General features: G+C 72.5%; 15 protein-coding genes and 1 pseudogene. 11 read left to right on the top strand and 5 right to left on the bottom strand.

The features are described from left to right. Window positions 1-96 precede the first annotated feature (96 nt). On the bottom strand, window positions 97-798 hold the full coding sequence (locus ACIDOF_RS12925) for a hypothetical protein (RefSeq protein WP_409005967.1): 702 nt from the start codon (window positions 796-798) through the stop codon (window positions 97-99). Between the two features lie 94 nt (window positions 799-892). After that, entirely contained in the window at window positions 893-1,558 is a 666-nt protein-coding gene (locus ACIDOF_RS12920; protein WP_409005966.1) for a bifunctional DNA primase/polymerase, read from the bottom strand. A 619-nt stretch (window positions 1,559-2,177) separates the two neighbouring features. Between ACIDOF_RS12920 and ACIDOF_RS12915 the strand changes: the two genes are divergently transcribed. The 3 genes from ACIDOF_RS12915 (at window position 2,178) to ACIDOF_RS12905 (ending at window position 6,265) form a co-directional block, all read left to right on the top strand. Next, window positions 2,178-3,572, top strand: a complete 1,395-nt coding sequence (locus ACIDOF_RS12915) for a PP2C family protein-serine/threonine phosphatase (protein WP_409005965.1) — start codon at window positions 2,178-2,180, stop codon at window positions 3,570-3,572. A 170-nt stretch (window positions 3,573-3,742) separates the two neighbouring features. Then, the gene (locus tag ACIDOF_RS12910; protein ID WP_409005964.1) at window positions 3,743-5,203 is read left to right on the top strand and encodes an aminopeptidase P family protein; all 1,461 of its coding nucleotides are present in this window, start codon (window positions 3,743-3,745) and stop codon (window positions 5,201-5,203) included. Window positions 5,204-5,434: 231 nt separating this feature from the next. After that, on the top strand, window positions 5,435-6,265 hold the full coding sequence (locus tag ACIDOF_RS12905) for an alpha/beta fold hydrolase (RefSeq protein ID WP_409005963.1): 831 nt from the start codon (window positions 5,435-5,437) through the stop codon (window positions 6,263-6,265). A gap of 57 nt (window positions 6,266-6,322) precedes the next feature. Here the strand turns inward: ACIDOF_RS12905 and ACIDOF_RS12900 are convergent, their stop codons facing one another. Next, entirely contained in the window at window positions 6,323-7,195 is an 873-nt protein-coding gene (locus tag ACIDOF_RS12900; RefSeq protein WP_409005962.1) for a haloalkane dehalogenase, read from the bottom strand. 100 nt (window positions 7,196-7,295) lie between these two features. Beyond that, a pseudogene (locus ACIDOF_RS12895) lies at window positions 7,296-7,779 on the bottom strand (pyridoxamine 5'-phosphate oxidase family protein). Between the two features lie 41 nt (window positions 7,780-7,820). Between ACIDOF_RS12895 and ACIDOF_RS12890 the strand changes: the two are divergent. Then, the gene (locus tag ACIDOF_RS12890) at window positions 7,821-8,546 is read left to right on the top strand and encodes a TetR family transcriptional regulator (protein WP_409005961.1); all 726 of its coding nucleotides are present in this window, start codon (window positions 7,821-7,823) and stop codon (window positions 8,544-8,546) included. Here the strand turns inward: ACIDOF_RS12890 and ACIDOF_RS12885 are convergent. After that, window positions 8,536-9,108: an ATP-binding protein gene (locus tag ACIDOF_RS12885; protein WP_409005960.1), complete on the bottom strand. Its 573-nt coding sequence runs from the start codon at window positions 9,106-9,108 to the stop codon at window positions 8,536-8,538. The two genes, ACIDOF_RS12890 and ACIDOF_RS12885, sit on opposite strands and share 11 nt — an antisense overlap. 269 nt (window positions 9,109-9,377) lie before the next feature. Between ACIDOF_RS12885 and ACIDOF_RS12880 the strand changes: the two genes are divergently transcribed. The 7 genes from ACIDOF_RS12880 (at window position 9,378) to pheA (ending at window position 17,206) form a co-directional block, all read left to right on the top strand. Then, window positions 9,378-10,262, top strand: a complete 885-nt coding sequence (locus tag ACIDOF_RS12880; RefSeq protein WP_409005959.1) for a hypothetical protein — start codon at window positions 9,378-9,380, stop codon at window positions 10,260-10,262. A 219-nt stretch (window positions 10,263-10,481) separates the two neighbouring features. Continuing rightward, window positions 10,482-11,270 (top strand): YcnI family protein, encoded by a 789-nt coding sequence (locus ACIDOF_RS12875; RefSeq protein ID WP_409005958.1) that lies wholly within the window; start codon window positions 10,482-10,484, stop codon window positions 11,268-11,270. A gap of 82 nt (window positions 11,271-11,352) precedes the next feature. Next, the gene (locus tag ACIDOF_RS12870; RefSeq protein WP_409005957.1) at window positions 11,353-12,024 is read left to right on the top strand and encodes an SCO family protein; all 672 of its coding nucleotides are present in this window, start codon (window positions 11,353-11,355) and stop codon (window positions 12,022-12,024) included. After that, complete coding sequence (locus tag ACIDOF_RS12865; protein ID WP_409005956.1) at window positions 12,021-12,545, top strand: copper chaperone PCu(A)C; 525 nt, start codon at window positions 12,021-12,023, stop codon at window positions 12,543-12,545. Before ACIDOF_RS12870 ends, ACIDOF_RS12865 begins: the two co-directional genes overlap by 4 nt. Before the next feature lie 14 nt (window positions 12,546-12,559). Then, the gene (locus ACIDOF_RS12860) at window positions 12,560-14,929 is read left to right on the top strand and encodes a copper resistance protein CopC (protein ID WP_409005955.1); all 2,370 of its coding nucleotides are present in this window, start codon (window positions 12,560-12,562) and stop codon (window positions 14,927-14,929) included. 4 nt (window positions 14,930-14,933) lie between these two features. After that, window positions 14,934-16,226, top strand: coding sequence for an iron uptake transporter deferrochelatase/peroxidase subunit (gene efeB / locus ACIDOF_RS12855; protein ID WP_409005954.1), 1,293 nt, complete (start codon window positions 14,934-14,936; stop codon window positions 16,224-16,226). 44 nt (window positions 16,227-16,270) lie between these two features. Then, complete coding sequence (pheA, locus tag ACIDOF_RS12850) at window positions 16,271-17,206, top strand: prephenate dehydratase (protein ID WP_409005953.1); 936 nt, start codon at window positions 16,271-16,273, stop codon at window positions 17,204-17,206. Window positions 17,207-17,583 lie beyond the last annotated feature (377 nt).

Genomic DNA, 17,583 nt, shown 5'->3' with positions numbered 1-17,583 from the left:
TTGCTGGTGCATCCCCCGTCGCCAGCAACCGGGCCCTTGTCTTTCTTGCGGAATCCCGCCTTCAGCCCGCGCCCGCGTCCGAGCCCGCCGCAGGGCTCAACTCCTCGGCATGTGGGGCGAGTTGCTCCCGGCGCGCAGCAGCAGCGGCCGCTCCGCTTCCTTCCCTCCGGCCCCTTCCGGGGCGGCGAACTCCGCGACCGCCGTGTACGCCGAGGGCTCGGCCCGCGCCGGTTCGCGCGGGGTCTCGCAGGCGCCCGGCTCGTCGCCGGCCCCGACGGCGCAGTGCATCTGCACGGTGCGCCCGCCGGGCCCCATGAGTGTCAGGACGGCGCGCAGCTGCTCACCGGTCGCATTGCGGTAGTACGTACGAGCCCAGGCGTCGCCGGCCTGCGCGAGCACACAGGTCTGCGCCTCCACGCCCTCGGGCGAGGCGAGTTCGGGACCGCACTGCGCGGAGGCGGCGAGGCCGAGCCCGGAGAGCAGCCCGCCTTCGGACGCCCGCTCCGGCGCCGCGCGCCGCCCCTCGTCACCGGACGCGCCCGCCTCGGCCCCCCGCTGCCCCGCGCCTGCCCCGGCGGCCCCGCTCGGCCCGGCGTCACCGCCCGCGCCGGCGTCGTCGTCACGTACAACACCTTCGTCACGTGCGGCGTGGTCCCGCGCGGCGCTCTCGCGTGCGGATTCCCGCGGTACGGATCGTGGGGCGCCCTCGTCCGCCGGGCCGGCGAGGGCGCCGGCGAGGGGCAGGGAGGCGGTGAGTGCCACGGCGGCGATGAGCACCGCCAAGCGAGCTCGCTGCAAGGGACCCACCTGCTCGACTGCTACGGGGGAAGGGAGATGGGCCCGAACATAGCGGCGTCGCCCCGGGCGCCGGACCGACCGGCACCCGATTCCCCTACATCTCGGGCGCGCTCACACCCGTACGAGTGAGGGTCTCGACCAGGACGTCCACGACCGCCTCGACGTCGGGCACCCAGGGGCGGGCCGAGCCGGGGAGCGGGGCGCGCTCCCAGCGGACCTGGCCGCGGCCGGTCTCGGACGGCGGCAGCACCACATAGCCGCCCTCGCCGTGGAAGCGGAGCGAGCCGGGCACCCAGTCCTTGGCGTAGAGCAACTCGCCGAGCTGAGGGAGGGAGTAGGGCGCGACCAGGACGTACCAGCGGTCGGGGGTGGCGACGACCGGGCCGAGGCGTAGTTCCGCGCGGTCGAGCTCGGCGAGCGCGCGGGCCGCGGCGAGCGCGGGCAGGCTGACCGCGCAGGGGCCGGGGGCGCCGGTGGCGAGGACGACGGGCGCGGTGGGGCGGTTGGTCCACCACCAGCGCACCATCCGCTCGTCGGTGGTGGCGGCGAGGAGGCCGGGGTCGAAGGGGTGTGCGCCGGGCTGGGCGCAGTCGGCGTCCGGGCAGGCGCAGCCGGGGGAGCCGGTCTGTTTGGGGCCGACGCCGGGGAGCACCGGCCACTGCCACTCCGTGGCAAAGGTCAGCGCTGCGCCGAGCTGGTCAGGCCTGCCACCGGATCGCTTCGACAGGAGCTTGCGTCGCCTTCCGAGGATCTCGCGCATGAGCGCTCGTTCCTTTCCGTTGAACGCCGAGGGCCACATCACACCATGCGTGCATCTGTTCACCGTGCGTACAAGTCGGCGCTTCACACCCCAAGCCCGAGCATGGGGAACCCCTAATGGGTCGAGCGTTGGCTGTTGCTCCATTAAAGCCTGGCGGAGGGTGGCGCGCGCATGGCGTTTGTGTGCCGTTGCGTATGCCGTGTGCGTGTGCTCGCTGTGCTCGCAGTCCCGCCGCTTCCACCGCCGAGGGGTGGGGAGCGGCCGCCGCCGGTTAAGACGCGGAGGTCCGGTGCCAGGTTCCGGGACGGCCCAACTGCCCCTGCCCTACACCGAGTACGTACCCATCACGACCGCTGTGACGCCGTGTTGAACGAGGCCAGTCGACCGCAATATGCCCTTACTGCTGTCAGTTTTCGGCCAACTTGTATTTCGCTTCACAAGTGAACCCGCAGGTTCCGCCAGACCTCTGAAACCCCATGGACACCAGCAATCCCAGCTGGACAATGCTGGACATCCCATCACCAGGCCGTGTACATGTGGAGGCACTGCTGACGGCGCAGAATGACAGGGGGTTTGCGATGCTATTGAGCAATACGCACCGGCCTGAAAGCCGGACGCCATGAACGCCCCGCACCTTCCGAAAGTGGCCGGAATCGATTCAACGGTTCCTTCTCCCGCGCAGACTGCCGCGCCCGTCCAGAGCCCTGCCTCCGCCACCGCGAGCACCACTCCGCCGCCCGCCGGCGCCGTGCTCCAGGACCGGCTGGCCGGATGGGTCTCCGACCTCACGACGCTGCACGAGCTCACCGAGCGGCTGACCCGCACCTCCTCCCTCGACGAAGCGCTCCAGGAACTGCTGCGCGCGGGTGCCGCCCTCGTCGGTGCCCGCCGCGGCCTCGTCGTACTCGAACCCGCCGACGGCCACGGACCCGACACCACCATCGGGCTCGGCCTCGCCCACGCGGACATCGGGCACATCGAGACCGTGCCGCGCAGCGCCACCTCGTACGGGCGGATCCTCGACGGGCTGCCGGAGGGGCAGACGGAGATCGCCAGTCCCGATCTGCTCGCCGACGACGGCCTGGACCCGCGCCACCGCGAGGTCGCCGCCCGCCTCGGCTACGCGGCGAGCTACGCGGTGCCCCTCGCCACCTCCGCCGCGGGCCGCCTGGGCGCGGCGGTCTGGCTGTACGACGAGCCCGCCGAGCCGGTCGAGCACCAGCGCCATCTGGTCGGCCTCTACACCCGGTACGCGACGGAGCACCTGGCCCGGCTGCTCGAACTGGAGCGGGCCCGCGCCACGTTGGCGACCGTCTCCGAGGAGCTGCTGCCCAGCCGACTGCCGCGGGTCGCCGGTGTGCAGCTCGCCGCCCGGCACCGCACAGGACCGCGCGGCGGCGGCGACTGGTTCGACGCGCTGCCACTGCCCGAGGGCGCTCTCGGCCTCGCGGTCGGCTCGGTCACCGGGTCCGGTGCGAGCGCGGTGGCCGCGATGGGGCGGCTGCGCGCGTCCCTGCGGGCGTACGCCGTGATGGAGGGCGAGGATCCGGTCGCGGTCCTGTCCGATCTGGAACTTCTCCTTCGGCTGACGGAGCCGGCCCGCAGCGCCACCGCCCTGTTCGCGTACTGCGAGCCACAGCAGCGCAAGATCGTCCTCGCGGGCGCCGGGCACACGCCGCCGCTGATCATCGGCGAGCGGCGCACCGAGTTCGTGGAGACCTCGCTCTCCGCCCCGCTCGGGATGCTGGCCTGCTGGGAAGCGCCGAGCGTGGACCTGTCCCCCGCACCTGGCGAAACCGTTCTCTTCTATACGGACGGGCTCCTGCACCGCACCGGCGACGCCATGGACCGCGCCTTCGCCCGGCTCCACGCCGCCGCGGCCGGGGTGCCCCGCTCGATCCGCAACGACCCGGGCGCGATCGCCGACCACGTCCTGCACACGGTCCTTCCGGACGGCCTCGACTCGGCGGACAGCCGCGAGGACGTGGTGCTGCTCGCGGCACGATTCGAGTGACGGGAGCCCCGGCGGGCAGCGATTCCGGAGGCGCGGTTTCGTCTCACTGGTGACGGCGGTTTCGTTTCCCTGGTGACGGGTGACTTCGGCCATAGGTCCTCGGACCCTGGCGGCCCTTCCGTACGGACATACGATGGAGGGCGGTCCAGTGTTGTACTGAGGAGGCAGACGTGGCCGAACAGCTCACCCCGGAGACCCCGGACGAGTCTGAAGAGCAGCCGATCAAGCAGCGCAAGAACGGCCTGTACCCGGGCGTGTCCGACGAGCTGGCCGCGAACATGCAGTCCGGCTGGGCCGACACCGAGCTGCACGACCTGCAGCCGATCCCCCAGGCCGAGCACACCGCCCGCCGCCGTGCGGCCCTGTCCGCGCGCTTCCCCGGCGAGCGACTGGTGATCCCCGCGGGCAATCTGCGCACCCGCTCGAACGACACCGAGTACAGCTTCCGCGCGTCCACCGAGTACGCGTACCTCACGGGCAACCAGACCGAGGACGGCGTCCTGGTCCTGGAGCCCGCGGGCGACGGCCACGAGGCGACGATCTACCTGCTGCCGCGCTCCAACCGCGAGAACGGCGAGTTCTGGCTGGACGGCCAGGGCGAGCTGTGGGTCGGCCGCCGCAACTCCCTGGCCGAGGCGGAGAAGCTGTACGGCGTTCCCGCGTCCGACGTGCGCGAGCTGCCCGCGAAGCTCGCCGAGTCGACCGGCCCGACGCGCGTCGTACGCGGTCACGACGCCGGCATCGAGAAGGCCCTCACCGACAAGGTCACCGCCGAGCGGGACGAGGAGCTGCGGGTCTACCTGTCCGAGGCGCGCCTGGTCAAGGACGCCTTCGAGGTCGCCCAGCTCGAGCAGGCCTGCGCGTCGACGGCCCGCGGCTTCGAGGACGTCGTACGCGTCCTGGACAAGGCCGAGGCGACCAGCGAGCGGTACATCGAGGGCACGTTCTTCCTCCGCGCGCGCGTGGAGGGCAACGACGTCGGCTACGGCTCGATCTGCGCCGCCGGCCCGCACGCGACCACGCTGCACTGGGTCCGCAACAACGGCCAGGTCCGCTCCGGCGACCTGCTGCTGCTGGACGCGGGCGTGGAGACGAACGAGCTCTACACCGCCGACGTGACCCGCACCCTGCCGATCAACGGCCGGTACACGGAGCTGCAGAAGAAGATCTACGACGCGGTGTACGAGGCCCAGGAGGCCGGTATCGCGGCGGTCAAGCCGGGCGCGAAGTTCCGCGACTTCCACGACGCCGCGCAGCACGTGCTCGCCGAGAAGCTGGTCGAGTGGGGCCTCGTCGAGGGCCCGGTGGAGCGCGTGCTCGAGCTGGGCCTGCAGCGCCGCTGGACCCTGCACGGCACGGGCCACATGCTCGGCATGGACGTCCACGACTGCGCGGTCGCCCGCACCGAGGCGTACGTCGCGGGCACGCTCGAGCCGGGCATGTGCCTGACGGTCGAGCCGGGCCTGTACTTCCAGGCGGACGACCTGACGGTGCCCGAGGAGTACCGGGGCATCGGCGTCCGCATCGAGGACGACATCCTCGTCACCGAGGACGGCAACAGGAACCTCTCGGCCGCGCTGCCGCGCCGCTCGGAGGACGTGGAGCGGTGGATGGCCGAGCTCAAGGGCTGAGCCGAGCCTGATTCCGAGTCCTGACCAGGGCCGGTCGCCCCCTGACGGGGCGGCCGGCCTTCGCCGTTTGCGTCGGCGCTTCCGCCGTTTCCGTCGGCGCTTCCGGTTTGCGGCGCGCCCTTCCGCTTGCTTGCGGCGCCCTCCTGATTTTTCCCTAGTGGTCGATACAGAAAAGGTGCTACGGTCTTTCTGTAGGGCTCGATACGGAATGGCCGAACGAGGGGGATACCCATGTCCGCACCCACGCCTGCACCTTCGCCTGCGCCCGCGCGGACTCCCGCGCCGCGCTCCACGTACGCCCGGACCGTGCGCGGCTCCGGCCCCGGACTGCTGCTCGCGCACGGTGCGGGCGGCGGGGTCCTGCCCAACTACGGCCCGCTGCTGGACGGCCTGGCCGCGAAGCACACCGTGGTCGGCGTCGACTATCCGGGCACGGGGGCGACGCCGCGCGCCGAACGGCCGCTCTCGCTCGACGAGTTGGCGGACGAACTGGTCGGCGCCGCGGAGGCGGAGGGGCTCGACCGGTTCGCGATCGTGGGGTATTCGCTGGGCGGTGCGGTGGCCGTGCGCGCGGCGGCCCGGCATCCCGGGCGGGTGACGGGGCTCGTCCTCACGGCCACGTTCGCCCGGCCCGACACCCGGCTGCTCCTGGACGCCGAGGTCTGGCGGGACCTGTACGCGGCAGGGCAGTACGAGACGTTGGCCAAGTTCATGGTCCCGAAGGCTTTCGGCCCGGACGCGCTCGCGGCCCTGTCGCCGGAGGAGCTGGCAGCGGTGATCGCCGGGACGCGCGAGACCCTCCCCGCCGGGACCGCCGAGCACGCGGACCTGGTCAAGCATGTGGACGTACGGGACGACCTGGCCGCGTTGGCGGAGCTCGGCATACCGGCGCTGGTCGTCTCGACGACCGCCGATCTGCTGGTCCGACCCGAACTGCACCGCGAGGTCGCGGAGTTGCTGCCCGGCTCGCAGTTCGCCGAGCTGGACTCGGGGCATCTGCCGTTCGTGGAGCGGGCGGAGGACTGGCTGGGGTTGATCCTGGACTTCCTTGAAGGGGCTTGAAGGGGAGGGCAGTTGAGCGGAAGAAGGTTCCCTACTTGCGGGCGAGGTTAAGGGTCCCTACTTACGGGCGAGGTTGTGGCGGTCGGCCCAGGCGGTGATGGCCGTTGCCAGTTCCTCGGGGTGGTCCTCCGGGGAGTGGTGTCCGGCCGTGCCGTGGCGGGAGACCTCCAGGCCGGCGATGTTCTCCTCGCACCAGGCCACCGTCCGCGCGTCGGTCATCGCACCCGGGCCCGGTTCGAACGCCGCGAGCAGTTTGGGGACTTCGGGGCTCGCGGCGAGCCAGGTGTCGTACCGCTCGATCCGCCGGACCACGTCGGCGGGCTCGCCGTCCAGAGGCAGCATCCGCGCCCAGGCCAGGACGGGGCGGCGGCTCTGCGGGGTCGGGAAGGGGCGGCGGTAGGCCTCCAGGTCGGCCGGGGCCAGAGGGGTGGCGAGGGTGTCCGGGAGGCCCTCGACGAACAGGGACTTCTCCAGGATCATCGCCTCGCCGACGCCCGGGGTGCGGAGAAGGGTGAACAACTCCCGTCCGGCAGCAGGGAATTCATCGCCTACGAGGGGCTTCACGATCGCCTCGGTGAAGGCGATGCCGCGGACGGTGCCCGGGCGGCGGGCGGCGCGGTCGAAGGCGAGCGCACCGCCCCAGTCGTGGCCGACGAGCACGGCTTCGGTCAGGCCGAGCTCGTCGAACCAGGCGTCGAGGTAGCGGGCGTGGTCGTCGAAGGAGTAGGCGAGGTCGGGCTTCCCGGAGGCGCCCATGCCGATGAGGTCGGGGGCGAGGAGGCGGCGGCCGGGTGCGGCCACGCCGGGCAGGACGTTCCGCCAGAGGTGGGAGGACGTGGGGTTGCCGTGCAGGAAGACGAACGGCAGGCCGTCGGGGTCGCCGGACTCGCGGTAGTGGAACGTGGAGTCGAGGACGGGGAGGGTGGGCATGCGGGGGCCTTTCGCCGGAGGGAGACGGTGGGGAGAAGAGGGGGGCGGGGGAAGAGGTTCATGGGTTGAGGCTCAGGGGCTGAGGCTCGGAGGTTGAGGGTCAGAGGTTGAGGGTCAGTACGCGGTCGACGGTGATCTCGACGGCGACCAGGTCCGGTGGGGTGGGCGGGGCCGTCCCGTAGCGGGCGGTGTAGCGGCGGACCGCCTCGGCCAGGCGCGGGGTCGTCCGTGACCTCCGCCCGGCCTTCGAGCGTGACCCAACGGAAGCCCTCGACCTGGCAGAGCGCGACCGGGGCGCGGAGGACGTCGGGGCTGCAGGGGCCGTCGACGCCTACTGGGCCGGAGAGGCCGGAGAGGCCGGGCGGGTCACCGTGACCGTTGCCGTGGGCGGTCAGGTTGCGGGCCTTGCGGGCCCCGGCACGGGTGGTGATCCGGGCCAGGCCGGCGGGTGCGTCGAAGGTGAAGCGGACGGGGGTGACGTGCGGGGTGCCGTCGGGGCGGAGGGTCGTGAGGGTGGCCGTGTACGGGCGGGAGAGGAACTCTCTTACGGGGGCGGGGAGTTCGGTTGCTGGTTCAGGAGGCACACCCCGGACTGTGCTGATCGGAAAGCGAGGACGCCACGTTGATGAATAACGCCGAACCCGGGCCGGGCCGTGGGCGGGGCCGTCCCCGTGGCAGTCCGCCGACCCGTGAGTCGATCGTCGCGGCGGCCCGTGCGCTGTTCCTGGAACACGGCTATCGGCGGACGACGATGCGGGCGGTGGGCGGTGCCGCCGGGGTCGACGCCGCGGCGGTCGCGTATCACTTCGGGTCGAAGAAAGGCCTGTTCGCGGAGGTGATGCAGTTCCAGTGCGCCGACGCGCTGACCGTCGACGCGGTGCTCGGAGGGGGCCGGGAGGGGCTGCCCGAGCGGCTGGTCGACGCGGTCACCGGGCTGTGGGAGTCAGCGGACTTCCGACGGCTCACCGGGGAGGCGGACGAGGCGGACGAGGTGATCCGCGAATTCCTGGAACGGGAGCTGCTCGCCCGGCTCGTTGAATTTCTCGGCGGCCGGGACGCGACAGCGCGGGCCACGGCCGTGGTGACGATCCTCGGCGGGCTCATCTACACCCGCTACCTCAACCCGCTCCCGACCCCGTCCGCCCTCGGCCCCGCCGAAGTCCGCCGCGCCCTCACCCCCGCCCTGCGCGCGGCCCTGGCCCCCACGCCGGTCGGACGCCGCGGCAGACCGGGCGTACGGGGAGGGTCGGGTGTGCGGGACGGCTCGGTCGTGCGGGGTGGCCAAGGTGTACGGGGAGGCCCAGACGTACGGGGAGGCGCAGGCCTAGGTGGCGGCTCGGTCAGGCCGTGACCAAGGGTGCGTCCGTGCGCCACTTCAGGATCTTGTCGAAGCTGACCACCGCGCCGCTGCGGCCCGGCTTGTTGGCGAAGGAGGCGTGGTCGGCGATCTCCTGGATGAGGCAGAGGCCGCGGCCGTGCTCGGCATCCAGGTCGGGCTGCGCGGCGGTCGGGCGGCTGCGGCCCGGGGGCGGGAAGCCGGGGCCGGAGTCGGTGACCTCGATGCGGCACATGTCGCCGTCGAGGTAGGCGGTGACCTGGAAGGCGCCGGGGGAGGTGCGGGCAGGGGCGCCGTCGGAGGACACGCAACAGCCGGCGGGGGCCGAGCCGCTGTCGGAGGACGAGCCGCCCGCGGCCGGGTCCGTACTGCCGCCGCCGTGCTCGAGGCTGCCGCCGTGCTCGGCGCTGCCGCCGTGCTCGACGGCGTTGGCGCAGGCCTCGCTGAGGGCGACCGAGAGGTCGTAGGAAATGTCCGGATCGACGCCGGCCGTCTCCATCGTGCCGAGCAGAAGGCGTCGGGCGAGCGGCACGCTCGCAGCCTCGCGCCGCAAGTGGAGGGACCACCAGATGCTCATGCTCCAGCCTCCTGGCCGCGGCTCGACGTACCGATACCTATTGCCGCGGCCGACGGCATATAAGCGCAGAGTTGACGTGATAACGCCCATACGGCGGATGCGCGGACGCCCGCCACGAGGTACGGAGGACGACCGCGCGCGGCGTGCGGGCGGTGGCCGCACAGACGTGTGCGGGTGGGGGTGCGCAAGAGTGCCGGACGAGCCGACTTTTCGGACCTTGCGGACCTGCCGCATGGGGCGAGGGGGGCCAGTGCGATGATGAGCCGGTCATGGCTGCCCCCCTTCCGCGCACCCAGCGCGCAGCGCGTGAGACGCGCGAGACCCGCCCCGGAGTGAGCCTTCGGGCGCTTCGGGCCGTGGTGTTCGCCGCGGTCTGCGTCGCGCTGTCCGCGGGCGGCCACGCTCTCGCCTCCTGCGCCACGGTGCCGCTGTGGGCGCTGACCGTCGGGTTCCTCGCGGTGCTCGCGGTCGCGCTGCCGCTCTCCGGACGGCCGCGTTCCACGCCCGGTATCGCCGCCTCGCTGACGGTGGGGCAGCTCGGGCTGCACGCGCTGTTCGGGCTCGGACAGCAGGGTGCGCACGTCGCGCAGAGCTCGGCGGACAGCGCCCTGATCGCGCGGGCCGCCCGGCTGGTGTGCGGGGCCGGCGCCGCCGCGATCAGCCCGGCAGAGGCACGTCGCATCCTGGACACCGCGGGCATCGACCCGGACACGGCCGTCGCCGCGCACCAGCACGGCCAGGCCGCGGCTGCCTCGGCCGCGCAAGGCATCGGCTCCGGCGCCGACCTGAGCACAGGCACCGGCCTGGGTACGGGCATGGGGCTCGCGCCCGACGTGCCCATGCTGCTCGGCCACCTGCTCGCCGGCCTCGCCGCGGGCTGGCTGCTGCGCCGGGGCGACCTCGCGCTGCTGCGGCTCTTCGAGCTGTCGGCGTACGCGGCGCACGGGATCGAGGAGAGCGCGCTCGTACGACCGCTGCGGGCGGCGCTGGCACTCGCGCTGCTGCTGCGGGCCGGGCTGCGGACGCTGCTCGGCCGCGTGCCGTGCGCCTCGCGCGCCGCGCCGTGGACGGTGTGGCAGCCGCGTACGGCGGTGCTCGACGACACGGTGATCCGGCGCGGGCCGCCCGCCGAGGGCTTCGCACTCGCTGCCTGACGCGGCCCCTCGGCTCACCTACGCACCGGCGTACAGAAGTACGGACGCCCCGAAAGCGCCGTACGAGAAGTACGAGACGTACGAGAAGTACGGGTGTACGGAAGCACGGAGAGGCCGCGACACGTGCGCGTGGGTCTGCGCCCGCACGGCGCCCGCCCCACTGCGCGTGCCCTCACCGTTCCCCACTGCCGAAAGTGGAGTGTTTTCGACATGTCCGTCATGCCTGTTGTGAACCGTCAGCTCAAGCGTGCGGCCGCCGTCGGCGCCGTCGCCGCGTCCGCCGTGTTCGTGTTCTCCGCCCCGGCCTTCGCGCACGTCAGCGTGCAGCCGGAGGGCGAGGCCGCGAAGGGCGGGTACGCCACGGTCAACTTCAAGGTGCCGAACGAGCGGGACGACGCCTCGACCACCAAGCTCGAGGTGAACTTCCCGACCGACCACCCGCTCGCCTCCGTCATGCCCCAGCCGGTTCAGGGCTGGGACGTGAAGGTCACCAAGTCCAAGCTGGACAAGCCGATCGAGATGCACGGCGAGAAGATCGACGAGGCCGTCTCCAAGGTGACCTGGACCGCGGACGACAAGGGCATCGAGCCCGGTACGTTCCAGCAGTTCCCGGTCTCCGTCGGCGCGCTGCCCGAGAACGCGGAGCAGGTGGTCTTCAAGGCCCTGCAGACGTATTCCAACGACGAGGTCGTCCGCTGGATCGAGGAGCCGCAGGAGGGCGCCCCCGAGCCGGAGTCGCCCGCTCCGGTGCTGCAGCTCACCGAGGCGGCCGACGGCCACGGCGCCTCCGCGGACAAGGCGTCCGACACGGCGTCCGACGACGCCAAGTCCGGTGACGCCGCCGAGCAGGCCGCGGGCGAGAACACCGGCAACAGCGACGGTCTGGCGCGCGGCCTCGGCGTCGCCGGGATCCTCGTCGGCGCCGCCGGTGTGGCCTTCGGCGTCCTGGCCGGGCGCCGCCGCGGCGAGTCCGCGAGCTCCACGAACTCCGCGAGTTCCGCGAGCTGAGTCAGCCGGTGCAGCGCGGGGGCGTGCCCGTACGCCCCCGTCGCTCGCCGGGCCATCACGAACACCCATGGGAACACCCGTCATGCGCAAGAAGACCGCTGTCGCCGTCACCGCACTGTTCGCCGCCGCCACGCTCACGCTGTCGGCGTGCGGCACCGGCGGCTCGGAGTCCGACCAGCCCGTCGCGGACGTGTCCGCGCAGGCGAAGGACAAGGCCGCGACCGTGCTCGACCGGCCCTTCGAGAAGCCGGACCTGGTCCTGAAGGACACCAAGGGCAAGGAGTTCGACCTGCGCGAGCGGACCAAGGGCAAGCCGGTGCTCATGTACTTCGGGTACACGCACTGCCCCGACGTCTGCCCGCTCACGATGAGCAACATCGCCGACGCCAAGCGGCGCCTCGCCCAGAAGCTCCCCAAGGACGAACTGGCGAAGCTGCAGGTCGTCTTCGTCACCACCGACCCGGAACGGGACACCCCGGCGGAGCTCGGCAAGTGGCTGAAGGCGCAGGACCCGTCGTTCACGGGTCTGACGGGTGACTTCCCGACCATCCAGGCCGGCGCCCGGACCCTCGGCATCAGCATCGACGCGCCGAAGAAGGAGAAGGACGGCTCGGTCACGTCCATGCACGGCAAGCAGGTCATCGCGTTCTCGCCGAAGAGCGACGCGGGCTACGTCCTCTACAACGGCGAGGAAGCGACCGCCGACGACTACGTGAAGGACCTGCCGAAGATCATCAAGGGAGAGAACCCGTGACACCCCGCACCACCCGCGCCGCCCGCCGCGCCGCGGCCCCCCGCACCACCCTCGTCGCCGCCATAGCCGCCGTCTCGGCGCTGGCGCTGGCGGGCTGCAGTTCCTCCGACGGCGCCGGCACCGAAACGGCCAAGTCGGCCGCGGCAGACGCCGAGCCGCAGCTCAGCGTGGCCGGCGGATACATGCCCGAGCCCGTCATGAAGGACATGGGCGGCGGCTTCCTGACCATCACCAACAAGGGCGGCGCCGACAAACTCACCTCCGTCTCCAGCGACTTCGCCAAGTCGGCGGAGATCCACGAGACCGTCGGCCAGAAGATGAAGAAGGCGAAGTCCTTCGACATCCCCGCGAACGGCACGCTGAAGCTGGAGCGGGGCGGGAACCACATCATGTTCCACGACCTGGAGAAGCTGCCGAAGAAGGGCGACAAGATCGCCGTCGAGCTGCACTTCGAGAAGTCCGCGCCGATCAAGGCCGAGCTCGAGGTGGAGGCGCCGACGCACAACCCCAACGGCCACTGAGGGACTGAGAGTTGATGCTGCCCACCACTGCCCGGCCAGGACACCTCCGCCGTACGGTGCACAGCCGCCACCCGGGTCGTACGGGACCGCTGCCGCAGGTCGTGCTGCAGCTCGTCGTGCTGCTCGCGGCGGCCCTCGGCGCACTGCTCGCCGGCGCCTCCCCCGCGGCGGCGCACGCGGCGCTGACCGGGAGCAACCCGAAGCAGGGCGCGGTGGTGCAGCAGGCTCCCGAGGAGGTGACCCTGCAGTTCTCGGAGAAGGTCGCCATGTCGGACGACTCGATCCGGGTACTCGACCCGAAGGGCAAGCGGGTCGACACGGGTGAACTGCAGGACCTGTGCAGCGGAAGCGTCGTCAAGTTCGGCGTTCCGCTGCACGGCGGGCTGCCCGAGGGCACGTTCACGGTCGCGTGGAAGGCGGTCTCGGCGGACAGCCACCCGATCTCCGGCGCGTTCAGCTTCTCGATCGGCGCCCCGTCGAAGACGAGCGTGGCGCTGCCCGACCAGACGGCGGGCGGCGGAGCGGTCGGCGTGCTGTACGACATCGGGCGCTATGTCTCGTACGCGGCCTTCGCTCTGCTGGTCGGCGCCGCCGCGTTCCTGCTGGCCTGCTGGCCGAAGGGCGTGGGCGTCCAGGCGCTGCAGCGGCTCCTCGCGTACAGCTGGGTCGGGCTGACCGGGGCGACGGTGGCGCTGCTTCTGCTGCGCGGGCCGTACACCGACTCCGGGAAGCTCGCGGACGTCCTCGACCTGGGCGGGCTCGGCGCGGTGCTCGACACCAAGACCGGCGCCGCCCTCATCTCCCGGCTGCTGCTGCTCGGCGCGGCCGCGCTGTTCGTCGTGGTGCTCCTCGGGGCGTACGCGAAGCGCGAGGACGCGGCCGAGAAGCGGGACCTGACGTTCGGGCTCGCGGTCGGCGGCGGGGTCGTCGCGGCCGGTCTGGCCTCGACGTGGGCGCTGGCCGAGCACGCCTCGACCGGCATCCAGACGGCCCTCGCGATGCCCGTCGACGTGGTGCATCTGCTGGCCGTCGCCGCCTGGCTCGGCGGCCTCACCGCCCTGCTCGTCGCGCTCTACCGCGCCCCGGCCGACCAGCCGGTGGGGCAGAGCGCGGTGCGGCGCTTCTCCCGGATCGCGTTCGGCTCGGTCCTGGTCCTGGTGGCGACGGGCCTCTACCAGTCGTGGCGCCAGGTCGGCTCGTGGAACGCCCTGGTGACGACGGCGTACGGGCAGTTGCTGCTCGTGAAGGTCGGCCTCGTGGTGCTGCTCGTCGGGGTCGCGTCGATCTCCCGCCGCTGGACGGCACGCATCGCGAACGCCGGGGAACGGGACGCGACGGAGGCCGAGAAGCCGGAAGAAGCGGAGGCCGAGGCGAACGCCGGTGAGCCCCGCGCCGAGCGACCGGAAGCCGAGGCCCACGTCGTCGAGCAGCGGGCACCGCACGCGGACGAGCCGGTCCCCGCCGTACGAAAGGGAGCGGCAACCGCCGGCCGCCCGGCTGCCGACGAGCCCGCCCCCTCGACGGACCCGACCGGCCCGGCAGACCCGGCAGACCCGACCAGCCCGACGGACCCGACCAGCCCGACCGGCCCGGCAGACCCGACCAGCCCGGCAGACCCAGCGGACCCGACGGACCCAGCAGACCCGACCGGCCCGACCAGCCCGGCAGACCCGACCGGCCCGACCGGCCCGGCAGACCCGACCGGCCCGACCGGCCCGACCGGCCCGGCGGACCCGACCAGCCCGGCAGACCCGGCGGACCCGGCAGACCCGCAGGACCCGGTCGCCGCATCCGGCGGCGAACTCGACCCCCGGCGTGCCGCGCAGCTCGCCCGGCAGCGGGCCGCCGTGGACAGTGCGCGCAAGAAGCGGATCAGGGACGCCGACCCGGACCGCGCGGGCCTGCGGCGTTCGGTGCTCGCGGAGGCGGCCGTCGCGGTCGTCCTGCTCGCCGTCACCACGGCCCTGACCACCACCGAGCCGGGCCGCACCCAGGAGCAGGTGGACCGCGCGAACGCCGCCACCGGCAGCGCCGTGCCGGACCGTCCCGTCAACCTCACGCTGCCCTTCGACACCGGCGGCGCGAACGGCAAGGGCACCGTCCGCATCGACCTCGACCCGGGTCGTACGGGCAGCAACACCCTGCATGTGTACGCCGAGCGCCCGAACGGCAAGCCCCTCGACGTAGCCGAGCTCAAGGTCGCGCTGACCCTGAAGGCCAAGGACATCGGCCCGCTGCCGGTCGAGCCGGACCGGGTCGCCGCCGGCCACTGGAGCTCGCCCGGGCTGCAGGTGCCGATGCCCGGCGACTGGCAGCTCTCGGTGACCGTGCGCACCTCGGACATCGACCAAGTGACCGTCCACAAGAACGTGAAGATCGGCTGACCCCATGCCCGTTGACGACCTCGAAGAGAACGCCGCTCGCGGCCGTACGCAGAAGAACACCGCCGGTTCGCCTGTCGAGCTGTCCCGGCGGCGGCTGCTCGGGACGGTCGGCGCGGCCGGTGCGGGCGGGCTCGCGCTCGGCGCGGTCGGCGGTGTGGCCGGGCACGCGGCGGCACAGCCCGAGCCCGGCGCGGCCCTGGCCTCGGTGGGCCGGACGGCGGTGCCGTTCGGCGGCGCGCACCAGCCGGGGATCACCACGCCGATGCAGGCCCGCGGCCATCTCGTCGCCTTCGACCTGGCGCCGGGCGCGGGCCGCAAGGAGGCCGCCGCGCTGCTGCGCCGCTGGTCGGCGACGGCCCGCAGGCTGATGGAGGGGCAGGCGGCGGGCGGCTCCACGGTCGCCCTCGACGCGGGGCCGTCGTCGCTGACGGTCACCTTCGGCTTCGGGCACAGCTTCTTCGGCCGTACGGGCCTGGAGAAGCAGCGGCCGTTCGCCCTCGACCCGCTGCCCGCGTTCTCCGCCGACCGGCTCGACGCCAAGCGGAGCGAGGGCGACCTGTGGGTGCAGATCGGCGCCGACGACGCCCTTGTCGCCTTCGACGCGCTGCGCACCCTGCAGCGGGAGGTGGGCGACGCGGCGCGGGTGCGCTGGCAGATGAACGGCTTCAACCGCACGCCCGGCGCGACCGAGAAGCCGATGACGACCCGCAACCTGATGGGCCAGGTCGACGGCACCAACAACCCCAAGGAGTCGGAGCCGGACTTCCGGAAGCGGATCTTCGTCCCGGACGACGGCTCGGCCGACCCGTCCTGGATGGCGGGCGGTTCCTACGCGGTCGTACGCCGGATCCGGATGCTCCTCGACGACTGGGAGAAGCTCTCCCTGACCGCCCAGGAGAAGGTGATCGGCCGCCGGAAGTCCGACGGCGCCCCGCTCACCGGCGGCTCCGAGTCGACCGAGCCCGACCTCGACAAGTTCGGCGCGGACGGCAAGCCGGTCATCCCCGCGGACGCGCACGCCCGCATCTCGCGCCCGGACCAGAACGGCGGCGCCGCGATGCTCCGCAGACCGTTCTCCTTCCACGACGGGTACGACGAGGACGGCGTCCCGGACGCGGGCCTGCTGTTCATCTGCTGGCAGGCCGACCCGATGCGCGGCTTCGTCCCCGTGCAGCGCAAGCTCGACCGCGGGGACGCGCTGTCGGAGTTCATCCGGCACGAGTCGAGCGGCCTCTTCGCCGTACCCGGAGGCGCACGTTCCGGTGAATACGTGGGGCAGCGGCTGCTGGAGTCCTGACGCGGGCGGCGCGGGGGTCCCGTACGGCGCATTAAGGTGACGGTATGTCGGCCACGCGCTACACGTATCTGGGACCCGAGGGCACCTTCACCGAAGCCGCCCTGCGCACTCTGCCGGAAGCGGCCACCCGTGAGCTCGTGCCCATGGTGTCCGTGCCCGCCGCGCTCGACGCGGTGCGCGGCGGTCAGGCGGCGGCCGCGCTCGTGCCGATCGAGAACTCCGTGGAGGGCGGCGTCACGGCGACGCTCGACGAGCTCGCCACCGGCGAACCGCTGATGATCTACCGCGAGGTGCTGCTGCCGATCGCCTTCGCGCTCCTGGTCAGGCCGGGCACGACGCTGTCCGACATCAAGACGGTCACCGGCCACCCGGTCGCCCAGCCGCAGGTCCGCAATTGGCTCGCGGCGCATCTGCCCGACGCCCTGTGGGAGTCGGCCGCCTCGAACGCGGACGGCGCCCGGCTGGTGCAGGAGGGCCGCTTCGACGCGGCGTTCGCCGGTGAGTTCGCGGCGGCGACGTACGGCCTCGAACCGCTCGTCACCGAGATCCACGACGCGGAGAACGCCGAGACCCGCTTCGTGCTCGTCGGCCGCCCGGCCCGGCCCGCGGCGCCGACCGGGGCGGACAAGACCTCCGTGGTCATCTGGCTCGACGACGACCACCCGGGCGCGCTGCTCGAATTCCTGCAGGAGTTCTCGGTGCGCGGGGTGAACCTGATGCTGATCCAGTCCCGGCCGACCGGCGCGGGCATCGGCAACTACTGCTTCTGCGTGGACGCCGAGGGCCACATCGCGGAGCGCCGGGTCGGCGAGGCTCTGATGGGGCTGAAGCGGATCGCGCCGAAGGTGCGCTTCCTCGGCTCGTACCCCCGGGCCGGGGTCACGCCGGCCGAGGTGCGGGCGCTGCGCGCGGGCACGACGGACGCGGAGTTCACGTCGGCGGCGGACTGGCTGGCGCGGGTCCAGGACGGCCGGGCGTAGAGCTCCCACGCTTCCTCGGGAACGGTCCCCGCTCCCTCGGTGCGGGCTCACGCTGTTTTCGCACCTTGTCCTACCTGCGGATTTTCTCCGTCCACAGGGTTATCCACAGGTGGGCTTCTCGACCTGGGGACAAGTCGACATCAACCCACGACAGGGTCGACAAATCGCCCTTCTCGCCCGATCGCCGTCCACAGTCGGTCACGTCACCCCTCGTCCACTCAATTCCTTGGATCAACTCTTTGGGGCGAGCCTTTTCCACTCGAAAGTGCGCGGACGAGGGGTTTGAACCGGGAATCCTTCGGTCCGCTTCAGGGCTCAGGAATGATCACTTCCGGAATCCACAGCCCTTTCACACAGCCTGTGGATAACTTTTCCCC

This window comes from Streptomyces sp. Da 82-17, from assembly GCF_046098215.1.
GTDB lineage: Bacteria > Actinomycetota > Actinomycetes > Streptomycetales > Streptomycetaceae > Streptomyces.
Note: the sequence above shows the minus strand (reverse complement) of the source record. Positions and strands in the feature narration are given on the sequence as shown.